20 protein-coding genes are annotated in these 17,385 nt (G+C 67.6%); 9 read left to right on the forward strand and 11 right to left on the reverse strand.

Features of this window, described 5'->3' with window-relative positions:
* Positions 1 to 19 precede the first annotated feature (19 nt).
* Complete coding sequence (locus J6U32_RS09315) at positions 20 to 1,138, forward strand: hypothetical protein (RefSeq protein ID WP_208794930.1); 1,119 nt, start codon at positions 20 to 22, stop codon at positions 1,136 to 1,138.
* A 17-nt stretch (positions 1,139 to 1,155) separates the two neighbouring features.
* Here J6U32_RS09315 and J6U32_RS09320 read toward each other — a convergent pair whose 3' ends face one another.
* Entirely contained in the window at positions 1,156 to 2,220 is a 1,065-nt protein-coding gene (locus J6U32_RS09320; protein ID WP_208794932.1) for a fatty acid desaturase family protein, read from the reverse strand.
* 757 nt (positions 2,221 to 2,977) lie between these two features.
* Complete coding sequence (locus tag J6U32_RS09325; RefSeq protein WP_006369600.1) at positions 2,978 to 3,181, reverse strand: cold-shock protein; 204 nt, start codon at positions 3,179 to 3,181, stop codon at positions 2,978 to 2,980.
* A 108-nt stretch (positions 3,182 to 3,289) separates the two neighbouring features.
* Here J6U32_RS09325 and J6U32_RS09330 point away from each other — a divergent pair, with 108 nt between their 5' ends.
* On the forward strand, positions 3,290 to 3,508 hold the full coding sequence (locus J6U32_RS09330) for a hypothetical protein (RefSeq protein ID WP_208794934.1): 219 nt from the start codon (positions 3,290 to 3,292) through the stop codon (positions 3,506 to 3,508).
* A gap of 76 nt (positions 3,509 to 3,584) precedes the next feature.
* Complete coding sequence (locus J6U32_RS09335) at positions 3,585 to 4,535, forward strand: esterase/lipase family protein (protein ID WP_208794936.1); 951 nt, start codon at positions 3,585 to 3,587, stop codon at positions 4,533 to 4,535.
* 7 nt (positions 4,536 to 4,542) lie between these two features.
* On the opposite strand, the gene J6U32_RS09340 is transcribed toward J6U32_RS09335, so the two are convergent.
* Both J6U32_RS09340 and J6U32_RS09345 read right to left on the reverse strand, forming a co-directional pair.
* Complete coding sequence (locus tag J6U32_RS09340; protein ID WP_208794938.1) at positions 4,543 to 4,866, reverse strand: AzlD domain-containing protein; 324 nt, start codon at positions 4,864 to 4,866, stop codon at positions 4,543 to 4,545.
* On the reverse strand, positions 4,863 to 5,621 hold the full coding sequence (locus tag J6U32_RS09345) for an AzlC family ABC transporter permease (RefSeq protein WP_208794940.1): 759 nt from the start codon (positions 5,619 to 5,621) through the stop codon (positions 4,863 to 4,865). Before J6U32_RS09345 ends, J6U32_RS09340 begins: the two co-directional genes overlap by 4 nt.
* 18 nt (positions 5,622 to 5,639) lie before the next feature.
* On the opposite strand from J6U32_RS09345, the gene J6U32_RS09350 reads away from it, so the two are divergent.
* Positions 5,640 to 6,257, forward strand: coding sequence for a helix-turn-helix domain-containing protein (locus tag J6U32_RS09350; RefSeq protein ID WP_208794942.1), 618 nt, complete (start codon positions 5,640 to 5,642; stop codon positions 6,255 to 6,257).
* A 3-nt stretch (positions 6,258 to 6,260) separates the two neighbouring features.
* Here J6U32_RS09350 and J6U32_RS09355 read toward each other — a convergent pair whose 3' ends face one another.
* The 3 genes from J6U32_RS09355 to J6U32_RS09365 all read right to left on the reverse strand — a co-directional run bounded on the left by J6U32_RS09355 (position 6,261) and on the right by J6U32_RS09365 (position 9,885).
* Complete coding sequence (locus J6U32_RS09355; RefSeq protein WP_244332753.1) at positions 6,261 to 7,088, reverse strand: maleylpyruvate isomerase N-terminal domain-containing protein; 828 nt, start codon at positions 7,086 to 7,088, stop codon at positions 6,261 to 6,263.
* A 159-nt stretch (positions 7,089 to 7,247) separates the two neighbouring features.
* On the reverse strand, positions 7,248 to 8,789 hold the full coding sequence (locus J6U32_RS09360; RefSeq protein ID WP_208794946.1) for a 4Fe-4S binding protein: 1,542 nt from the start codon (positions 8,787 to 8,789) through the stop codon (positions 7,248 to 7,250).
* 94 nt (positions 8,790 to 8,883) lie between these two features.
* Positions 8,884 to 9,885 (reverse strand): AurF N-oxygenase family protein, encoded by a 1,002-nt coding sequence (locus J6U32_RS09365; RefSeq protein WP_208794948.1) that lies wholly within the window; start codon positions 9,883 to 9,885, stop codon positions 8,884 to 8,886.
* A gap of 244 nt (positions 9,886 to 10,129) precedes the next feature.
* Here J6U32_RS09365 and J6U32_RS09370 point away from each other — a divergent pair, with 244 nt between their 5' ends.
* On the forward strand, positions 10,130 to 12,052 hold the full coding sequence (locus J6U32_RS09370) for a cation:proton antiporter (protein ID WP_208794950.1): 1,923 nt from the start codon (positions 10,130 to 10,132) through the stop codon (positions 12,050 to 12,052).
* Positions 12,053 to 12,060: 8 nt separating this feature from the next.
* Here the strand turns inward: J6U32_RS09370 and rpsR are convergent, their stop codons facing one another.
* From rpsR to rpmB, 4 genes are read right to left on the reverse strand one after another with little or no spacing between them, the layout of a single operon-like run.
* Entirely contained in the window at positions 12,061 to 12,330 is a 270-nt protein-coding gene (gene rpsR, locus J6U32_RS09375; protein WP_208794952.1) for a 30S ribosomal protein S18, read from the reverse strand.
* Positions 12,331 to 12,388: 58 nt separating this feature from the next.
* Positions 12,389 to 12,694: a 30S ribosomal protein S14 gene (gene rpsN, locus J6U32_RS09380; protein WP_208794954.1), complete on the reverse strand. Its 306-nt coding sequence runs from the start codon at positions 12,692 to 12,694 to the stop codon at positions 12,389 to 12,391.
* Positions 12,694 to 12,858 (reverse strand): 50S ribosomal protein L33, encoded by a 165-nt coding sequence (rpmG, locus tag J6U32_RS09385; protein ID WP_006369586.1) that lies wholly within the window; start codon positions 12,856 to 12,858, stop codon positions 12,694 to 12,696. Before rpmG ends, rpsN begins: the two co-directional genes overlap by 1 nt.
* A complete protein-coding gene (gene rpmB, locus J6U32_RS09390) occupies positions 12,858 to 13,094 on the reverse strand; it encodes a 50S ribosomal protein L28 (protein ID WP_020172065.1) in 237 nt (78 codons plus the stop codon). The genes rpmG and rpmB overlap by 1 nt, the downstream gene beginning before the upstream one ends.
* A gap of 85 nt (positions 13,095 to 13,179) precedes the next feature.
* Here rpmB and mrf point away from each other — a divergent pair, with 85 nt between their 5' ends.
* From mrf to J6U32_RS09410, 4 genes are all read left to right on the forward strand, one after another.
* The gene (gene mrf, locus J6U32_RS09395) at positions 13,180 to 14,529 is read left to right on the forward strand and encodes a ribosome hibernation factor-recruiting GTPase MRF (protein WP_432276988.1); all 1,350 of its coding nucleotides are present in this window, start codon (positions 13,180 to 13,182) and stop codon (positions 14,527 to 14,529) included.
* Positions 14,526 to 14,810 carry a type B 50S ribosomal protein L31 gene (locus tag J6U32_RS09400; RefSeq protein WP_208794957.1) on the forward strand — a complete coding sequence of 95 codons (285 nt, stop codon included), beginning with the start codon at positions 14,526 to 14,528 and terminating at the stop codon, positions 14,808 to 14,810. The genes mrf and J6U32_RS09400 overlap by 4 nt, the downstream gene beginning before the upstream one ends.
* Before the next feature lie 86 nt (positions 14,811 to 14,896).
* Positions 14,897 to 15,502, forward strand: coding sequence for a hypothetical protein (locus J6U32_RS09405; protein ID WP_208794958.1), 606 nt, complete (start codon positions 14,897 to 14,899; stop codon positions 15,500 to 15,502).
* Complete coding sequence (locus tag J6U32_RS09410) at positions 15,499 to 17,385, forward strand: hypothetical protein (RefSeq protein WP_244332754.1); 1,887 nt, start codon at positions 15,499 to 15,501, stop codon at positions 17,383 to 17,385. The genes J6U32_RS09405 and J6U32_RS09410 overlap by 4 nt, the downstream gene beginning before the upstream one ends.

Consider the following 17,385-nt stretch of genomic DNA (forward strand, 5'->3'; position numbering starts at 1 on the left):
GAGCCAGCATAATCGGACGATGTCACGGCCCCAGAGAACGGCGGTCGTGGTCCGTAGCGCCTACGGGACCACGACCGTCGAATGGTTTCTGATATTCACCATCGGCACGATTCTCGTTACGCGTGCCTATCTTCGGCTCACCGGCTATCCGCAGATCGGTGGCGGCACACTCCACATCGCGCATGCGCTGTGGGGTGGAGCGCTGATGATGATCGCGCTCATCGTCGGGTGGCTGTTTCTCGGTGCCACCGTTCGCCTTGCTGCGGTTGCCCTCGGCGGCATCGGATTCGGGCTGTTCCTCGACGAGGTCGGCAAATTCGTCACCAAGAACAACGACTACTTCTACGGACCGTCGGCGGAGATCATGTACATCCTCGTCGTGGTCGTGCTGGTGATCAGCAGGGTGGTCCGAGACCTCGCGAAACCGACCGTGGCCGAGGCGCTGGCGAACGCCGCGTCGATCGCCGCCGACGGGGTGAGTCACGGTTTGCCGCCCCGTCGACGGACGCAGGCTCAGTGGTTTCTCGCTTATGCCGCCGATCGAGGTGGCGACCCGACGCAGATCGCCACGATCCGAGAGTTGCTCTCCACCAGCGCCACCGGTCCCGACCGGCTCGTGGCGTTGCGGGCTCGGGCCGTGCGGTTGATCCCCGGGTTCGCGCGCAGCCCCCGCTGGGTGACGGTGTTCGGCGCCCTGTTGGTGATCACCTCGGTGTGGGCGACCGTCCTCGGGGCGTGGCAGCTGTTCGTCGGACACATCGACAGCGGCGAACTCCACCTGTACCTCGAACTCAGTCGAAACCGGCATGCCGCATGGATTCTGTTCATCAGTGGCATTGCGACAGCATTGCTCTCGATACCGGGAATGCTCGCCCGCCGCCGAACCGAGCAGGCCTGGCCGCTTCGTCTGCTGCGACTCGCCGCACTGATCTTCACGCTGAGCAATGCGCTCGTCGACTTTGCGCTCGAGGGGTTCGGCGCCCTGAGCAACCTCGCTGTCGGCCTCGTCGCCCTGGCGGTGATGAATTATCACCTCTCGGCCCGGATGTCGGCCGAGATCGGCGAGCACGGGGTCGGGGAGCCAGGGGTCGGTGAGCGAGGTGTCGGCGAACCGGGGGTCGGTGACGTGCGGGTCTGAGCGTGTGAGGCGGGGCCTCAGCGATACATACGAACCAGGGGGCAGGTGAACGGATCGCGTTCGCCGAGCCCGACCTGGTTGAGGTATCGGACGACGATGGCGTAGGAGTCGATCAGCGATGTCTCGGTGTAGGTGACCGAGTGGCGCGCACAATGCGCCTGCACCAGCGGCCGGACCTTGGCGAGGTTGGGGCGCGGCATGCTGGGGAAGAGGTGATGCTCGATCTGATAGTTCAGGCCACCCATCATGAAGTCGATGATCCGCCCGCCGCGGATGTTGCGCGACATGAGTACCTGCCTGCGCAAGAAATCCACACGTACATCCTTGGGCACCAACGGCATACCTTTGTGATTCGGGGCGAAAGCGCCGCCGAGCAGGACGCCGAACACGGCCATCTGGAGCAGAACGAACACGACGGCCTGGGCCGTCGTCATCACCACGAATGGCAGGACGGTCGCCACGCCGAGCCGGGCCACGATGAGTGACAGCTCCAATAATCGATGCGGCACAGGTGCTTTGGTGACGAGTCCTTGGATACTGGCCACGTGCAGGGCGGCGCCCTCGAGAGTCAGCAATGGAAAGAAGAACCAGCCCTGCCGACGGGTGAGCCACGCGGCGATGCCCGACCGCCGCGCCGCGACGTCGGGAACAAAGGCGATCGGGCCGTCGATGATGTCGGGATCGGTCCCGATCTGGTTGGGCGCCTTGTGATGCCGATTGTGTTTGCCGCGCCACCAGTGCAGCGAGAGTCCTGCGCCCACCGCGGCCACGATGCGAGCCGTCCACTCGTTGGCCGCAGCCGAGGCGAACATCTGGCGATGGGCACCGTCGTGCCCGAGGAAACCGAATTGGGTACTGACCACGGCGAGCAGCACGGCGAGTGCCGGTTGCCACCACGAATCACCCAGGAGGAGAACCACCGTCCAGAGCGCGAAGAAACTCGCCGACGTGGCGACAATGCGGACCAGATAGTAGTTGCGGCGACGGTCGAGAAGGCCGGAGGCGCGAACCTCGGCGGCCAGCTCCGTGTAAGAACTCACGAATTCGTTGCGGGGGGCCGAGAGTTCTCGGGTGGGGGACACAAGTGCCTCGATCTGTGGTGCTGCGCGCCGGCAGTGAAGTGGGTCGGGCTGACGTGTTGTGCGAGAGCGGAAGTCGGCCACCGGCCCGATCGGCGGGTGGATGCGTCGCGTGGCATCGACTGTGCGGCGATCTGAGCCGTCGGCGTCGTGCGACGCCATTGAGAGAGGAGATGATCGTGCGGCCTGTTCGCGCGGTGTGCGCGGGCTACCGGGCCGACTCTACAGCAGGCGACTCTGCGGCAGGAGAAGACCGCCGGCGGGGGAGCCCGTGGCTCTCCGCCGGTGGTTGCGGTGACGTGCGGCCGAGCGGGTCGGCGGGCCGACTATCGGCCGGAACGGCGACCGCCGGAGTCGCGTGCGGAATCCGCGGCGCGGCGCTCTGCGGTGTCGGAGAACACGAGCTGGAAAGACATCGGATTCTGTGTCAGATCGTCTGTCTGGGAGGGGTTTTCGTTCTGATGTGAAAAGAGGTTGTGGTCCATCGGGGTCCTCGATGTCTGTGGGTGACGCCGTTCGTCAGGGTAAGTTGCGAGAATCCGTCATCGTTGAGGGTCTCTCACGCATGACGATCCACATCAGCCGTCGGTGATGGGCGAGGCGAGTGGGCGGCCGGATCGCGCGGTGTGCGCGGGCTACGGGTTCGACCCTACAGCAGCAGACGGCGAGCGGCAGGCGACAGGCCGGTGGATGGGGTCCGGATACGGCTCGGCCCCGGCACCGAATCGGTGCCGGGGCCGAAAGGCCGAAGCGAGAACTCTTACAGAGCGCTCACGTTGGTGGCCTGAAGTCCTTTGGCGCCCTGCTCGACGTCGAATTCGACGCGCTGGGCTTCCTCGAGGGTGCGATATCCGTTCCCGGTGATCGCAGAGAAGTGGACGAAGACGTCCTCACCCTGCTCATCGGGGGCGATGAAGCCGAAGCCCTTTTCGCCGTTGAACCACTTGACGGTTCCCTGTGCCATCCTGCTACTTCTTCCTGTTGCTTTGGGCCGTCGATGCGACGACCCGTAACCAGGGTCTCATACTTTCCGCCGATACCTGACATCGGAGGGCCCGCGTACGCTTTCGCCATGACTGCAACTCGCGTTCCCGCGAAGTTCGAATCGATGTTCGGCGACGTCGGCATCGACCCCACGTTCGAAGCTGTCGCCGACGAGTCCGGAGTGGACGTCGACGAGGCGCGCGGCGTCCTGACCGGCGCAATCGATGACGCGGCGACGGTTCAGAAGATCGCTGACACCCTGTGCATCGTCCCCGAGGCGCTCGCCGACCTGATCGCGGATCGGTAGCCGACGGCCCGGGGATCCCATCGCCGATTTCGGCGAACATCGAATCCATCACCCAAGCGCTTGCTAGGTTGCCTCCATGAGGTTCCGGGGGATCGTCGTCGTCATCGGTGTGCTCGCCGCCGCAGTCACACTGCTCATCGGCTCGGGTGGCGGAATCGCCCGGGCCGATCTGCCGGTGACCTACAACTTTCTGGGCGGCATCCCCGACGAACTCGCCCATCCGGGCGGCTCCCTGCCCGGCTCCAATGACTTCGGGTGCAAGCCGTCGACGGCGCATCCGGAGCCGGTGGTGCTCGTGCACGGAACGGGTGGCTCACAGCAAACCAACTGGGGTACCTATGTGCCGTTGCTCAAGAACCGGGGGTACTGCGTCTTCGCACTGACCTACGGGGTGATCGACGGAGCGCCGTGGCCGGTCAGCGCGGTGGGTGGCATGAAGCCGATGGAGTCCAGTGCGGCGCAGCTCGCCACCTTCGTCGACAAGGTCCTCGCCGCCACCGGGGCCCGCAAGGTCGACATCGTCGGCCACTCCCAGGGCACCGTGATCCCGGACTACTACGCCAAATTCCTCGGCGGAGCGAACAAGATCGACAAGTACGTCTCACTGGCGCCGCTGTGGCAGGGCACCAACGTCGGCGGCGCCGCCGTGCTGATGCCCTTGCTGCGTGGACTCGGGTTGACCGACGCACAATTCCCGCTGTGTCAGGCCTGCGCCCAATTCGATCCGACGTCACCGTTTCTGACCAAGTTGCGCGCCGGCGGCGTGTACCTGCCGAACATCACCTACACCAACATCAGCACCCGCTACGACGAACTCGTCGTCCCGTACACGTCCGGACAGCTTCCCGGTGGTGCGAACGTCCACAACATCGTTGTGCAACAAGGGTGTTCGGTCGACTACACCGAGCATGCGGGTCTCGCCGGTTCGCGTCGGGCGGCGTATTTCGTTCTGAATGCGCTCGACCCGCCTCACCCGCAACCGGTGCCCTGTGACCGGGCCGCGCCGATCACGGGAAGCGCGTTCTAGCCGCGCATCACGCGATACCGAGCGCGCGCAGTCCCGCGGCGCTCGCGGCGGCGAGTATCACGACGACCACGATCGGCGCTTTACACAGTGCGGCAACGACTCCGACGGCCACTCCGGCAGGACGGGCCCACCCGATGACCTCGTGGCCGGAGTACAGGGCTCCGGTGAGGGCCACCGACACCAGCAGCACGACGGCGGCGCGGTCCAGGAGGGCGGCGGTGCGCGCCGACACCTGTATCCGGGTACGCAAGGCCGGGCCGGCGATGCGCAGCAGGTAGGTGCCGATCGCGAGAACCGCCACGCCGACGATGATTCCGATGGAGTGACTCATGATGCGCCGGCCTCGAGGCATTCGTCCGCGGCCGCGGTTGCCGGCTTTCGGGAATGATGCCGGACGGTCGCCAGCACCCCGACCAGTGCGACGAGCACGGGCAGCCCGGGCGGCACGAACGGCGTCACCGCCAGTGCCGCGGCGCCACCGATGAGCGCCGCCGCCAGTGTCGCCCGATCACGCAGAGCGGGTAGTGCCAGTGCGGCCAACAGGGCGGGGAACGCCGCGTCGAGCCCGAGCGAATCGGGAGAGGCGACGAGTGACCCGAGCGCGGCACCCAACGCCGCACCGAGCGGCCAGCATACGAGAATGCCTGTGCCGCAGAGGAAGAACACCGCACGCCCACGTCGGCGGTCGGTCTCGGCGGTGGCCAGGGCGGCGGTCTCGTCGTTGATGAGATGTGCGCCGACGAGCATCGGAATCCCGCGGTCGAGGTGGCGACCGACGGCCAGGCCGTACCCGAGGTTGCGGGTGTTCACGAGTAGCCCGGCGGCGGCGCCGAGCAGCGGGGCGCCGCCTGCGGCGAGGACGGCGACGAAGACGAACTCCGACGACCCGGCCAGGACGACGGTCGCGATGATCACCAGTTGCCACCATGCGAGTCCGGCGCTGTGTCCGGAGACTCCGTAGGACATGCCGATCACCATCACCGACAGGCACATCACCGTGACGGCGCGGATGGTGGCGTTGTCCAGGTCCCGCCATGGCCGGCGAGGCCTCCCGGCCGTGAGAGTCGTACTGTCTGGCGAACGCATGGCCACTATGATGAACACATGGCTGTCGTACGTCAAGAAGAACGATCGTTCGACGAAGCGAACGACGGGTCGGCGGGTGCCGCGGCGTCGGTCGATCCGAAGAAGCTCGTCGCCGCCGGACTCAAGCGCGAGCGCACCCGCGCGGGCCTGTCGCTCGGCGAGCTCGCGCGTCAGGCCGGGGTCAGCAAGTCCACCTTGTCCCAGCTCGAATCCGGCGTCGGGAACCCGAGCGTGGAGACGATGTGGGCGCTCAGTACCGCACTGGGAATCCAGTTCTCGGCACTGCTCGACGCCCCCGAACGCAGGGTCGAGGTGGTGCGCGCGGGGGAGGGGCCGGTCATCGCGGCCGCCGACGCCGACTATCTGACGACACTGCTGTCGGCGGCCCCGCCCGGTTCGCGTCGTGACATCTACCTGATCCGGGCCGAACCGGGTGCGCCGCGACGGTCGGCCCCGCACGCCCGCGGCGTCGTCGAGCATGTGGTGCTCAGCGCCGGCCGGGCGCTGATCGGGCCGACCGAGAACCCCGTCGAGCTCGCACCCGGCGACTACATCGGTTACCCGGGCGACGTGGAGCACATCTTCGACGCGCTCGAGCCGGGCACCGCGGCGGTGCTCGTCAGCGAATCGCTGTAGAAGTCAGGACGTCATCGTGTGACTGCGCGCTGCGGCGAGTCGCCGGTTGAGTCCGAGCGCCAGCCACGGCTTGGCGCCCCAGGCGAAGGCACGGCCGCCCAACAACGCCGACCCGGGCGAGAATCGGCCGTGCGCGGCGAGGACGACGGTCTCCGCGTCGATGCTGATGAAGACATCGGGATGCGGCGGGTCGGTGGGGTCGATCTCCAGACGGCCGTCGACGAACCGATAGATGATCCGCTCGGAGGTGCGGCGGATGCGGATGTCGTAGGTGGCGTTGTGGCCGCAGCAGGAATGTGAGTCGGCCCACGGGCGCAGCAGTTGATGGCCGCCTCGTGTCACCAGTGGCGCGATCGCCGGGTCGATGTCCCACTGCTCGCCGACGGCGCGCGCGATGTCCCGACCCCGCACGGCCATTTCTCCGATGAGGATTCCCAGCGCGGTGTCCGAGCGCACGCGCTGACGGCCGCCGATGCGCATCATCGGCACGCGGGCCCCGAAGTGCGAGACGGTGTCGAGCAGGTCGTTGAGATCGGCGAGGAAGCGCTCGCTCAGCGCGCACGTGTCACGGGTGGGGAGGTTGGCGATCTGCTTGGCGTAGATGTCGGTCAAAAAGCTTGGATGACATGGCCATTCGTCTTTGCCGTGTACCAGGTCGAGGTAGCGGGAGGGTTCGCAGGCGATGTGGCCGACGCAGTCGGCCAGCGACCATCCTCGCCGGGACTCGACGCGCGTATCAGGGGTGTCGACGTCACGCACGAGTCCGGCGAATCGCTCGCCTATGGTTCGTGCCGCGTCGATGTAGTCGAAACGAGAGATCGTTCCGGGCATGCTCACCCCCATTCGCGCCGACGACGTTACTCGGCGCTGGGGCCCTGCGCAGCAGGCGATTCACAGGCAGGAGTCAAAGGACGCCAAATCGTGATCGTTCCCGGTTTGCGGGACAGACCATCCACGAAATCGTGAGAGCTGTCCACAAATTCGTGGGGATCACCCGCGGCCGAGTCGGGATAAAATTCGTCGCCGCGAGCTTCCCGCGGGGGTGAGCACGCCGCTTTCGAGGTCGTCGACGAGTGACCCGACCGTCTCCGCGGAGTCGGTCTTGTTGGTGCCGATGAACCCCGACGGCCCACGTTTGATCCACCCCGTGACGTACATGCCGCGCATCGCCTCGCCGGTCGACGAGTCGGCGATGACACGTCCCCCGGAATGAGGCACCACACCCGCGGCGTCATCGAAGGGCAGTCCGGGGACGGGGCGGCCCCGGTACCCGATCGACGTCAGCACCAGCCCGGCGTCGACGACCTCGCCGGCGGCGCCGTCGGGGCGGTCGGTGACGACCCCGGTCGCGCGGCCGTCGACGACACGGATCTCGCGCGGCGCCCGGCCGAATGCGAAACGGATGTGCGAAACCGTCGGGGTCGGGCGGGCGGCGATCTCGCCGAGCACCTCGAGTTTGGCGCGAGCGGTCGGATCGGTCGTCGACGACGGGTCGGGGACTTCGTCGGCGTCGATGGTCACCGGGATGCCGCCGTCGACGAGCCCGACGAGTTCGGGCAGGGTGAACGCCGCGTGTTCGGCGCCGCGACGGCCCATGACCGTCACCCTGCGCACCGCAGACGACCGCAGCGCAGCGAGCGCACGGGGTGCGATGGAGGTGGCGGCGAGGTCGTCGGGATCACGAACCAGGATGCGCGCGACATCGAGCGCGACATTGCCGGTGCCGATGATCGCGACCTCGGGAGACGACAGGTCGACGTCGAGGTCGGCGAAATCGGGATGGTCGTTGTACCACCCGACGAAGGAGGTCGCGCTGGTCACGCCACGGGCGTCGGCACCGGCGATCTGCAGACGGCGATCGGTGGGCGCGCCGCCCGCCCAGATCACCGCGGTGTGCCGGGCTCGCAGCTCGTCGAGGGTGAGGTCGCGGCCGATCTCGGTGTTCAGCCGGATCTCCAGACGCGGATGGCCCGCGATGTCGTCGAACAGGCGCATGACCGAGCGCGTGGACTCGTGGTCGGGGGCCACGCCGAAGCGCGCCAGTCCGAACGGCCGATCGAGCCGCTCGTACATCGTGACGCTCACCTGCGGATACCGCAGCAGATCGTCGGCGGCGTACATCGCCGACGGCCCCGATCCGACGATGCCGACCGACACCTTGCCGGCCACGTCGAGCGCGTCGGGGTGGCTGATCGGCGCGAGCGGCAGGCGTCGGCCCGGATCGACCGGGAAGCGGGCCTCGGTCAGTCCGATCCGCGAGCCCGCGGCACCCGAAACGGTGCCGGCGTACATCGACGCGTTGATGTCGATGAACCGCTCCTGGCCGTCGGTGAGACGATGCGACGCCGTGATCGCGCCGACCGGGCACGCGGTGACGCAGGCTCCGCAATCGACGCAGGTGTTGGGGTCGATGTAGAGCATCTCGGCGATACCGAAATCGGGTTCGTCGGGGGTCGGATGGATACAGTTCACCGGGCACGCGTACACACACGACGCGTCGCCGCAGCAAGCCTGGGTGACTACATGGGGCATGGGATGAGCGATCTCTTGCTTCGACGGAAGGGACCGGACGCTTGCTACGCCGGTGAGCGGCGACCGAGGGACGGGCGACCGAGGACCGGGGCGATCAGGGCGCGGTGTAGACCGGTTCGCTGCGGAACCGCGATGAGCGACCCGAGATGCCGAGCGCGCGCCACAACGTGCGGGAGGCCGGATTCATCAGGCCGCACTGTTCGCCGAGCATCCGGACATCACCGAAGACGTTGCGCCGCACACGCTTGGATTCCGGTGAGCGCCAGAAGATCTCGCGCATCACCGAGTCCGGGACGTCGAACTCGCGACGGAAACTGCGCGGGGGCACCATGATCGCTCCCAGCAGCAGACGCATGGCGATGGGCAGTGCCAACGACAGCGCGAAGCGCTGGAAGCGGTTCTTCTTCGGGACCGTCTCGCGCAGGTGGTGATGGGCGAAGGAGATGTGGCGCGCCTCCTCGGCGACGTGCAACTGCATCACCGCGGCCATCGCCGGGTGCAGGCTGTCGGTGGTGCGCAGGAAGTCCTTCTGCAGGTGATCGATCGGCTCCTCACCGCCGAGCACGCCGAAGAAGAAGACCGTCGGGAAGATCGTCGACACGAGTGGGACGAACATCGAGATCCGGCGGTAGAAGGTCTTGGCCCCGGGAACATCCATCCCGATGCGGTTCACCAGCTCCTGGAACATCAGGGTGTGGTTGCACTCCTCCTTGGATTCGTGCGTGGTGTAGCGAAACCGCTTGTCGCCGTTGTCGAGTGCGAAACTGTACTGCATCAGACCGCGGATCAGGATCGACTCGAACTGCAGCCCGACCTTGGCCACGTTGGCCTGACGCCACATGCCGATCGCGATCTGCTTGTCCTGCGGGAGCGCCTGATACCACGGGTGGCGTCCGATCGGATCGACGTCATAGGACAGAATCCACCGCGGATCATCCGCGACGACCGCCATCTCCGGGGCATCCCAGTCGATGTCGAGGTAGGGGTCGAAGTTGCGATGCACCGACGCGGCCGACAGGTCTTCGAGGACCTGGTTGTAGTCGTTGTCGGCGTCGGACTTGTCGTGTTCCGGGACGTACTTGAGAGCCTGGGTCATCGTCGGTCTCCTCCGAGATCGGTGGGGCGTCGTACGCCGGTGGCGTCGGGCGTCATGCGACAACAATCGTTGTCACTGACGGTAAGGGCGCCCACCCTCTTGTGTCAACAGTCAATGTCACAGTCGACGGTGTGCCAGGTGTCCTCATGTTTGCCGGACGCCCGTACGGTATTGCGCCGCTCGACCCTGACGCCGTTGGAATCCGCCTGGCTCGAGCACCGGCCCTCGGGAGACGATGTGGGGCATGGAGAAGATCCTGATCGTCGTCGGAGCGATTCTGCTCATCGTTGCCGTCACCGAATTCGCTCCGCGTATTCGCGTGCCCGCGGCGCTGGCGCTGGTGGTGATCGGTGCTGCCATCGGCATCATGCCGATCGTCCCGGCCCTGCACCTGGACCCGGAGTGGATTCTCGTCGGCGTGCTCCCGCCGCTGCTCTACGCCGCAGCCGTGCAGATGCCGGCGATGGAGTTCCGACGCGACTTCGGGACGATCAGCGCGCTGTCGGTGCTGCTCGTGCTGGTCAGCGCGCTGGCTCTCGGGTTCTTCTTCTGGGCGGTGGTTCCCGGGATCGGATTGGCCACCGGGGTGGCGCTCGGGGCCATCGTCAGTCCCACCGACGCGGTGGCCACATCGATCGCCAAGAAACTCGGGGTGCCCTCGCGCGTGACCGCGGTGCTCGAGGGCGAGAGCATGCTCAACGACGCCACCTCGCTGGTGCTGTTGCGGGCCGCGATCGCCGCCACGGCCGCGACCATCTCCTTCTGGGGAGTACTGGTCAACTTCGTGTACGCCGTGGTGGTGGCTGTGGCGATCGGCGCGGTCATCGGGATGCTCAATCTGCGCGTGCGGGCCCGGGTCCACGACCCGGCCGTCAATACGGCGATCTCATTCACCGTCCCGTTCCTGGCGTATCTGCCCACCGAGGAACTGGGTGCATCGGGATTGGTCGCGGCCGTCACCGCCGGGCTGATCACCGGCGCCGGGGCGGCGCGTTTCCTCACCCCACGCCACCGCATCTCCGACACCCAGAACTGGCGCATGATCGCGATGCTCGCCGAGGGCGGCGTCTTCTTCCTCATGGGCCTGGAGTTGTTCGGCCTCATGGGAGACGTCGTCAACGAACACAACGGGGTACAGCACGCAGTCTGGCTCGGCCTGGCCGCTCTCGGGGTGGCGTTGGCGATCCGGGCCGTCTACATCGTGCCGCTGGTGTGGTGGGTCGATCGGCGTCGACAACGCGGCGAGGCGATGCGGCCGATTCTGGAGAACTACACCGCGACCGCCACGGCCGGGACGTCGAGACGTGATGACGCCCGGGTCCGCCGACGCTTCACGCGGTGGCGACGCCGGTTCCGTCTCCGTCGCCACCCCGACCCGGACAAGATCGCGCCGACGACGATGTCGCCGGAGACCGCGGGTCGGATCAACGCGCGGATCACCCGGGCGCTGGCCGACATCGACTACTACGACGACGCGCCGCTGGGTCGTAAGGAGGGCGTCATCATGGTGTGGGCGGGACTGCGCGGCGTCGTCACCGTCGCCGCCGCACAAACCCTGCCCGACGACACCCACTCCCGATCGCTACTGGTGCTGACGGCGTTCGTGGTGGCGGCCGCGTCCTTGCTCCTCCAGGGCGGGACGCTGTCGTGGCTGATCCGCAGACTGCGACTGCCCGACACCGTCGAGGACAAACGGGCCGAACGCCTGCGGTTGCGCGCCGAGATGGACGCCACCATGCAGACCGCGATGGCGCAATCGGAGATGGTGCGTGAGATCCCTTGGCTGCGTGCGCGTATCGAGCAGGCCACTCGTGAGGCCGAGGACGTCGGTGGCGACGACGGGGACATGAACGACGGGGACATGAATGACGGGGACATGAATGACGGGGACATGAATGACGGGGACATGAATGACGGGGACATGAACGACGGGGGTGGGGAGGGTGGGAACCGCGACGGTGGGCCCGCCATCGGGACGGGCGCCACCTACGGCCTGAACCTCGCCGAGCGCGCGCAGATGCGGGCGGTGCGCCGGGAGATCATCGCGGTCCAGCGTGCGCGACTGCTGAGTTTGCGCCGCGAGGGCAGTTATTCCTCGGCGGCGCTGTCGCGAGTCCTCAATCAGCTCGACGCCGAGGAGATCAGCCTCGAGCTCCAGGGCGGCTGAACCCGGCGTCAGCGTCGGGAGTCGAAGGGTAACAACGCCATTTCTCTGGCATTGCGGATCGCGGTGGCGACCTGGCGCTGTTGCTGCGGCGTCAGCCCGGTGACCCGGCGCGGCCGGATCTTGCCGCGATCGGAGATGAACTGCCGGAGCGTCTCGATGTCCTTGTAGTCCACCGGATCCCGACCGGTCGGGTGTATGCCCATGGCGGTCAGCTTGTTTCGTGGTCGTTGCGGGGTTTCGTCGCGGCGCTTGCCGCGCTTGGTGTTCGACGGGGGCATGGATGTCCTCCTCAGGGTGACGGATGTAGAAGGTGTGGGCCGGTGTCGGTGTGCGAGGTCACCAGCTGGACTTGGCGATCCCCGGCAGCTCGCCGCGATGTGCCAACTCGCGGAAGCGGACTCGGGACAGGCCGGCCTTGCCGATGTATCCCCGGGGACGGCCGTCGACGGCGTCGCGGTTGCGGATGCGCACCGGGCTGGCGTCGCGGGGCAGTGCCTGCAGGCGGCGACGGGCGTCGTCACGCTCCTGTGGGCTCGCGGTCGGATCGGCGATGACGCGTTTGAGGTGCGCGCGCCGTTCGGCGTAGCGGGCGACGATCTCCTTGCGCTTCTCGTTCTTGATGATCTTCGATTTCTTGGCCATCAGCGGTCCTCCTTGAAGTCGACGTGCCGTCGAACGATCGGGTCGTATTTCTTGAGGACCATGCGATCGGGATCGTTGCGGCGGTTCTTGCGGGTCACGTAGGTGTATCCGGTACCGGCCGTCGAGCGGAGTTTGACGATCGGGCGGATTTCGTTGCGTGCCATCAGATTTTCTCCCCGCGAGCGCGGATCTCGGCGACGACGGCCTCGATGCCGCGCCGATCGATGGTCTTGATGCCGCGGGCACTGACCCGCAGCGTGACGTGGCGGTCCTCGCTCGGTAGATAGAACCGGCGTCGTTGGATGTTGGGATTCCAGCGGCGATTGGTCCGCTTGTGTGAGTGCGACACCGACTTGCCGAATCCGGGTGTTGCGCCGGTGACCTGGCAACGCGCAGACATGCACACCTCCTTATTGAAAACGATTGGCGTTAGAACCCGCAGAAGGCTACCGTGAAAGCCCAGTAAATGAAAATTGTTGCCAACAATGGAAGGGGTGATCGAGATCGACCCGCACTTGCCCGGGGTCCCCGAGCCGACGCGCCGCCGGACACCGGTCACGCTCGTCACCGGGCTCGACTCCGCCGCGGTCGGGCGTGCAGCCCACGCACTCGTGATGGTCGGCACGGTGGTGGTGCACCACGATCTCGGGGCCATCGCCTCGGGTCGAGTGATCCGCACCGTCACCTCGGTCAGCCCCGACGGATGCGCTGTCGAGCAGATCACCGAGGTCGTCCTCGAGCACGGCTGCGTCTCCTGCACGCTGCGTGAGGACCTGCTGCCGCTGCTGCGACGGTTGCATCAGCGCGATTCCGTCGACGAGATCGTGCTGCGGCTCGACCCACTCGTCGAGCCCGAAGCCCCGAGCTGGGCCATCGACAACGTCATCGTCGCCGACATGCCCGGCTTCGTCGACGGTCCGGCCGGTCGCGATGTCGAGATCTCCGCGACCATCGCCTGTGTCTCGGAGATGGGATGGCTCGAGGACGCCACCGGCGACGTCACCCTGGCCGAGGCGGGGATGGGGGTCGACGACGACGATCGCACGCTGGCCCAGCTCGCGGTCGGTCAGGTCGCCTTCGCCGACGCGTTGATCATCCAGGCCGCCGACCCGGTCATGCGCGACGCGTGGCAATCGGCCCGGCTGATGGCGGTACTGCGCAGGGTGGCGCCGCGCGCACCGATCCTCATGGAACTGCCGCAGCGCCGCATGACCGCGGTCACCGTCATGCAACTCCTGCGCGCGATCCCGGAGGATGCGCGTCGCGGCCGGATCGACGGCCCACACGATCCACTGCTGCGTCACCAACCTCCGCTGGTCGACGAATGTGGGGTCGGCATCGTCGAATTCAACGCCGATCGTCCGTTCCATCCCGAGCGGCTGCACGACGCGCTCGACGCACTCCTCGACGGCGTCGTCTGTGCCCGAGGTCGACTGTGGCTGGCGACCCGCCCCGACCAGGCGTTCTGGTTGGAGTCGGCGGGGGAGGCGCTGAAGGTGGCCGAGGGCGGCCGGTGGCTGGCCGCCATGGACGCCGACGAGCAGGCCGCAGAGGATCCGGAACGCCGGGCGATGGCGGCACTGCGCTGGCATCCCGAACACGGCGACCGGCACAGCGCACTCGTCGTCATCACCCATCGCGCCGACCCCGACCACATCCGACACGCCCTCGACGGCGCCCGCCTCGACGACCACGAGATGGCCGCCGGCCCCCGGGCATGGGCGCATTTCCCCGACCCCTTCGGTACCGAACACACCGATCCGTGCGACGACCTGACCCTCGGTGACCCCGCACTCGCCGACCACACCGACATCCCTCGAGAGGACCACCCATGAAACCCGGAATCCACCCCGACTACCACCCGGTCGTCTTCCGCGACGCCTCCACCGGCACCGCGTTTCTCACCCGCTCGACGATCACGTCGGAGGCCACCGTCGAGTGGTCAGACGGCAACACCTACCCGCTGGTGGTCGTCGACGTGACCAGCGACTCACACCCCTTCTGGACCGGGGCGAATCGGCTCGTCGACACGCAGGGCCGGGTCGAGCGTTTCCGCCGCAAATACGGCGATCGGGCCAATCGGGCGAAGCGTACATCCGCTACCGGACCCGAATAGGCCCTCACCAGCGGCGACGGCGTCGTCCTCTGTTCGGTTGGTTCAGGCCGCTACCACCGGCGGGCGCGGGTTAGAGTGGCTGCGTCATGCAGTCGAACCCACCGGAGGACACCATGTTTCCGCGCCCCGCGCGACCGGCGTTCCCGCGCCCCGCGCGACCGGCGTTCCCGCGCCCCGCGCGACCGGCCCGATCCTTCCGGGGCCATGCCGTCCGGGCCCTGCTGGTGACGGCGGCGTTGCTGGTGGCGATCTTCGCGACGGGCGCGTCGGCGCTCGCCGAACCCACGGTCGCGCCGTCGACGCCGGTGGTCGATGAGTCCGGCAGCGTGAATCCGACGCCCTCGGACACGCCTTCGGAGACGACGACGGTGCCGACCACCTCCGAGCCGCCCGTGTCGTCGACGCCGCCCTCCGAGCCGTCGTCGACGCCGCCGTCCACCCCGAGCCGGGCACCGTCGACGACGGTGGCGCCCACCACGGTGCAGGAGGTTCCGCAGCAGGTCATCCCGCTGCCGAGCACCACCGCACCCTCGTCGGCGCCGGCGACCGTGACCCAGAACGTCATCCCGGTGGCGCAGAAGGAATCGACGACCTCGCGGACCGCCCTCATCGCCGTCTCGGTGATCGCGATCATCGGTGCCGCAGTGATCCTGGCCTATCTGCTCATCGGCCGAATGCGGAGTCGGCGATGACGGTGCAGGGCCCTGGTTCTCGTGGCCCGCATCAGCCGGGAGGGTCACCGCATCAGCCCGGCGTGCATCCGCCGGCGAACCCGACGCGTCACGTTCCGGCGCCGGGTGCCCCCGGCCCGCTCGCGCCGCCGCCGGGTGTCGCACCTCGGCCCGCGCCACCGGGCCGCCACCCGGGTGCACCCCAGCCAGGTCGTTACCGGCCCGGTCCGGCCCAACCCCGTCCGGTGCCACCCCGTCCCGCGCCGCCCGCCCCGGGAGGTCCGCCGGCACCGGGTCCCGACCCACGGGGCCTCGGCGACGCCGAACGCCGAACACGCTCGGGGCGTGGCGATCTCACCCCGGAACTGATCGAGACCGACGTGTGGACCGACGCCATGGTCGAACAGGCCGGAATCCCGGTCGTCGACGTGCCGTTCGTGACCGTGGGGTCGGGGATCGGATCGTTCGTCACCGTCGACTACCTGCGGATCTGCGGCGTGCCACTGGACCGGATCGTCGTCCTCGGCCCACAGGACGTGCCATGGCACTCCTACGAATACCTCACGCGGGTCTCGCAGATCCCGCGTGGCGAGCGGCTGCGATCGGACTCGGCGTCCACACCGGACAACATCTGGGGCTTCCCGTCCTACGCGGTCCGCGAGGCGTGGGCGACCAAGTCGATCAAGCCGCTCTGGAACGTCGCCGTCGAACCGATCTTCGCCAACTACTACACACCCAAGGCAGGTCACGCCTTCGAGTCGATGGAGAAGGAATGCCATCGCATCGGATATCTGCACTGCCTGCGACAGGGCCAGGTACGGATGATCCGGCGCCGTGCAGGCGGCGGATACTTCACGATCCTCACGCCACCGAGTGGACCCGAGGCGGGTGTGGGGGCGCCGACGAAGCGAATCGCGTTCCGGAGTCAGTGGGTGCACGTCGCGATCGGCTATCCGGGCATCAAATTGCTGCCCGACCTGCAGGCGTTCCGGGAGACCTATCGGGATGCGAGCAAGGTCGTCAATGCATATGAGCCGCACGAGCACATCTACCAGGCGCTGCAGCGGAGGCCGGGAACGGTGATGATCCGCGGCGCAGGCATCGTCGCCTCGCGGGTATTGCAGCGGTTGATCGACGACCGCGACGCACTCGGTCTGCAGACGCAGATCGTGCACCTGTTCCGCACCTACGTCGACAAGGCGCACGGCCCGCACATCTTCATGCGGCGCAAGGGAAAAGACGGCTGGGCCTATCAGGGCTTCAACTATCCGAAGTCGGTGTGGGGCGGCCAGCTCAAGGCGCGGATGCGCAAGCTCGAGGGGCACGAACGCGCCGAGGCGTACAAACTGATGGGCGGCACCAACACGCCGGTGCGCGACTCGTGGCAGGAGCAGCTCCGGCGTGGCCGCCGCGAAGGCTGGTATCGGGTGGCGGTCGGCAAAGCGGAGTCACTGGTGCCCGCCGCCGGTGGACAGGGCGTGGTGGCGACGGTTCGCGTCGACCCGCACGCCTCGATCAAGCAGGACGCCCGGCCCGACGGGACCTTCGAGCTGTACGCCGACTACGTCATCGATTGCACGGGGCTCGAAGCCGACGTGCGCGAACACCGGCTGCTCGCCGATCTGCTCGATCACACCGGCGCGGGTACCAACCCGGTCGGCCGGATGGACGTGGACCGCAACTTCGAATTGATCGGTACGCGCAACGGCAACGGCCGGATCTACGCGTCCGGGTCGGCCACTCTGGGAGGCTATTTCCCCGGCGTCGACACCTTCCTCGGATTGCAGATCGCCGCGCTGGAGATCGTCGACGACCTGGCGAAGCAGGGCTTCTGCAAGCGGCTGTCGCCCTGGCGCTCGACGGCGCAGTGGTGGCGCTGGGTACGCGGGAAGGGGGTGGACTGA

This window comes from Gordonia polyisoprenivorans (assembly GCF_017654315.1).
Lineage (GTDB): Bacteria > Actinomycetota > Actinomycetes > Mycobacteriales > Mycobacteriaceae > Gordonia > Gordonia polyisoprenivorans_A.

Excerpts from the sequence above, each read along its gene's own strand:
- J6U32_RS09315 (WP_208794930.1), top strand. The coding sequence starts at position 20 with ATGTCACGGCCCCAGAGAACGGCGGTCGTGGTCCGTAGCGCCTACGGG.
- J6U32_RS09325 (WP_006369600.1), bottom strand. The coding sequence starts at position 3,181 with ATGGCACAGGGAACCGTCAAGTGGTTCAACGGCGAAAAGGGCTTCGGC.
- J6U32_RS09330 (WP_208794934.1), top strand. The coding sequence starts at position 3,290 with ATGACTGCAACTCGCGTTCCCGCGAAGTTCGAATCGATGTTCGGCGAC.
- J6U32_RS09335 (WP_208794936.1), top strand. The coding sequence starts at position 3,585 with ATGAGGTTCCGGGGGATCGTCGTCGTCATCGGTGTGCTCGCCGCCGCA.
- J6U32_RS09340 (WP_208794938.1), bottom strand. The coding sequence starts at position 4,866 with ATGAGTCACTCCATCGGAATCATCGTCGGCGTGGCGGTTCTCGCGATC.
- J6U32_RS09345 (WP_208794940.1), bottom strand. The coding sequence starts at position 5,621 with ATGCGTTCGCCAGACAGTACGACTCTCACGGCCGGGAGGCCTCGCCGG.
- J6U32_RS09350 (WP_208794942.1), top strand. The coding sequence starts at position 5,640 with ATGGCTGTCGTACGTCAAGAAGAACGATCGTTCGACGAAGCGAACGAC.
- J6U32_RS09355 (WP_244332753.1), bottom strand. The coding sequence starts at position 7,088 with ATGCCCGGAACGATCTCTCGTTTCGACTACATCGACGCGGCACGAACC.
- J6U32_RS09360 (WP_208794946.1), bottom strand. The coding sequence starts at position 8,789 with ATGCCCCATGTAGTCACCCAGGCTTGCTGCGGCGACGCGTCGTGTGTG.
- J6U32_RS09365 (WP_208794948.1), bottom strand. The coding sequence starts at position 9,885 with ATGACCCAGGCTCTCAAGTACGTCCCGGAACACGACAAGTCCGACGCC.
- J6U32_RS09370 (WP_208794950.1), top strand. The coding sequence starts at position 10,130 with ATGGAGAAGATCCTGATCGTCGTCGGAGCGATTCTGCTCATCGTTGCC.
- rpsR (WP_208794952.1), bottom strand. The coding sequence starts at position 12,330 with ATGCCCCCGTCGAACACCAAGCGCGGCAAGCGCCGCGACGAAACCCCG.
- rpsN (WP_208794954.1), bottom strand. The coding sequence starts at position 12,694 with ATGGCCAAGAAATCGAAGATCATCAAGAACGAGAAGCGCAAGGAGATC.
- rpmG (WP_006369586.1), bottom strand. The coding sequence starts at position 12,858 with ATGGCACGCAACGAAATCCGCCCGATCGTCAAACTCCGCTCGACGGCC.
- rpmB (WP_020172065.1), bottom strand. The coding sequence starts at position 13,094 with ATGTCTGCGCGTTGCCAGGTCACCGGCGCAACACCCGGATTCGGCAAG.
- mrf (WP_432276988.1), top strand. The coding sequence starts at position 13,180 with ATGGAAGGGGTGATCGAGATCGACCCGCACTTGCCCGGGGTCCCCGAG.
- J6U32_RS09400 (WP_208794957.1), top strand. The coding sequence starts at position 14,526 with ATGAAACCCGGAATCCACCCCGACTACCACCCGGTCGTCTTCCGCGAC.
- J6U32_RS09405 (WP_208794958.1), top strand. The coding sequence starts at position 14,897 with ATGCAGTCGAACCCACCGGAGGACACCATGTTTCCGCGCCCCGCGCGA.
- J6U32_RS09410 (WP_244332754.1), top strand. The coding sequence starts at position 15,499 with ATGACGGTGCAGGGCCCTGGTTCTCGTGGCCCGCATCAGCCGGGAGGG.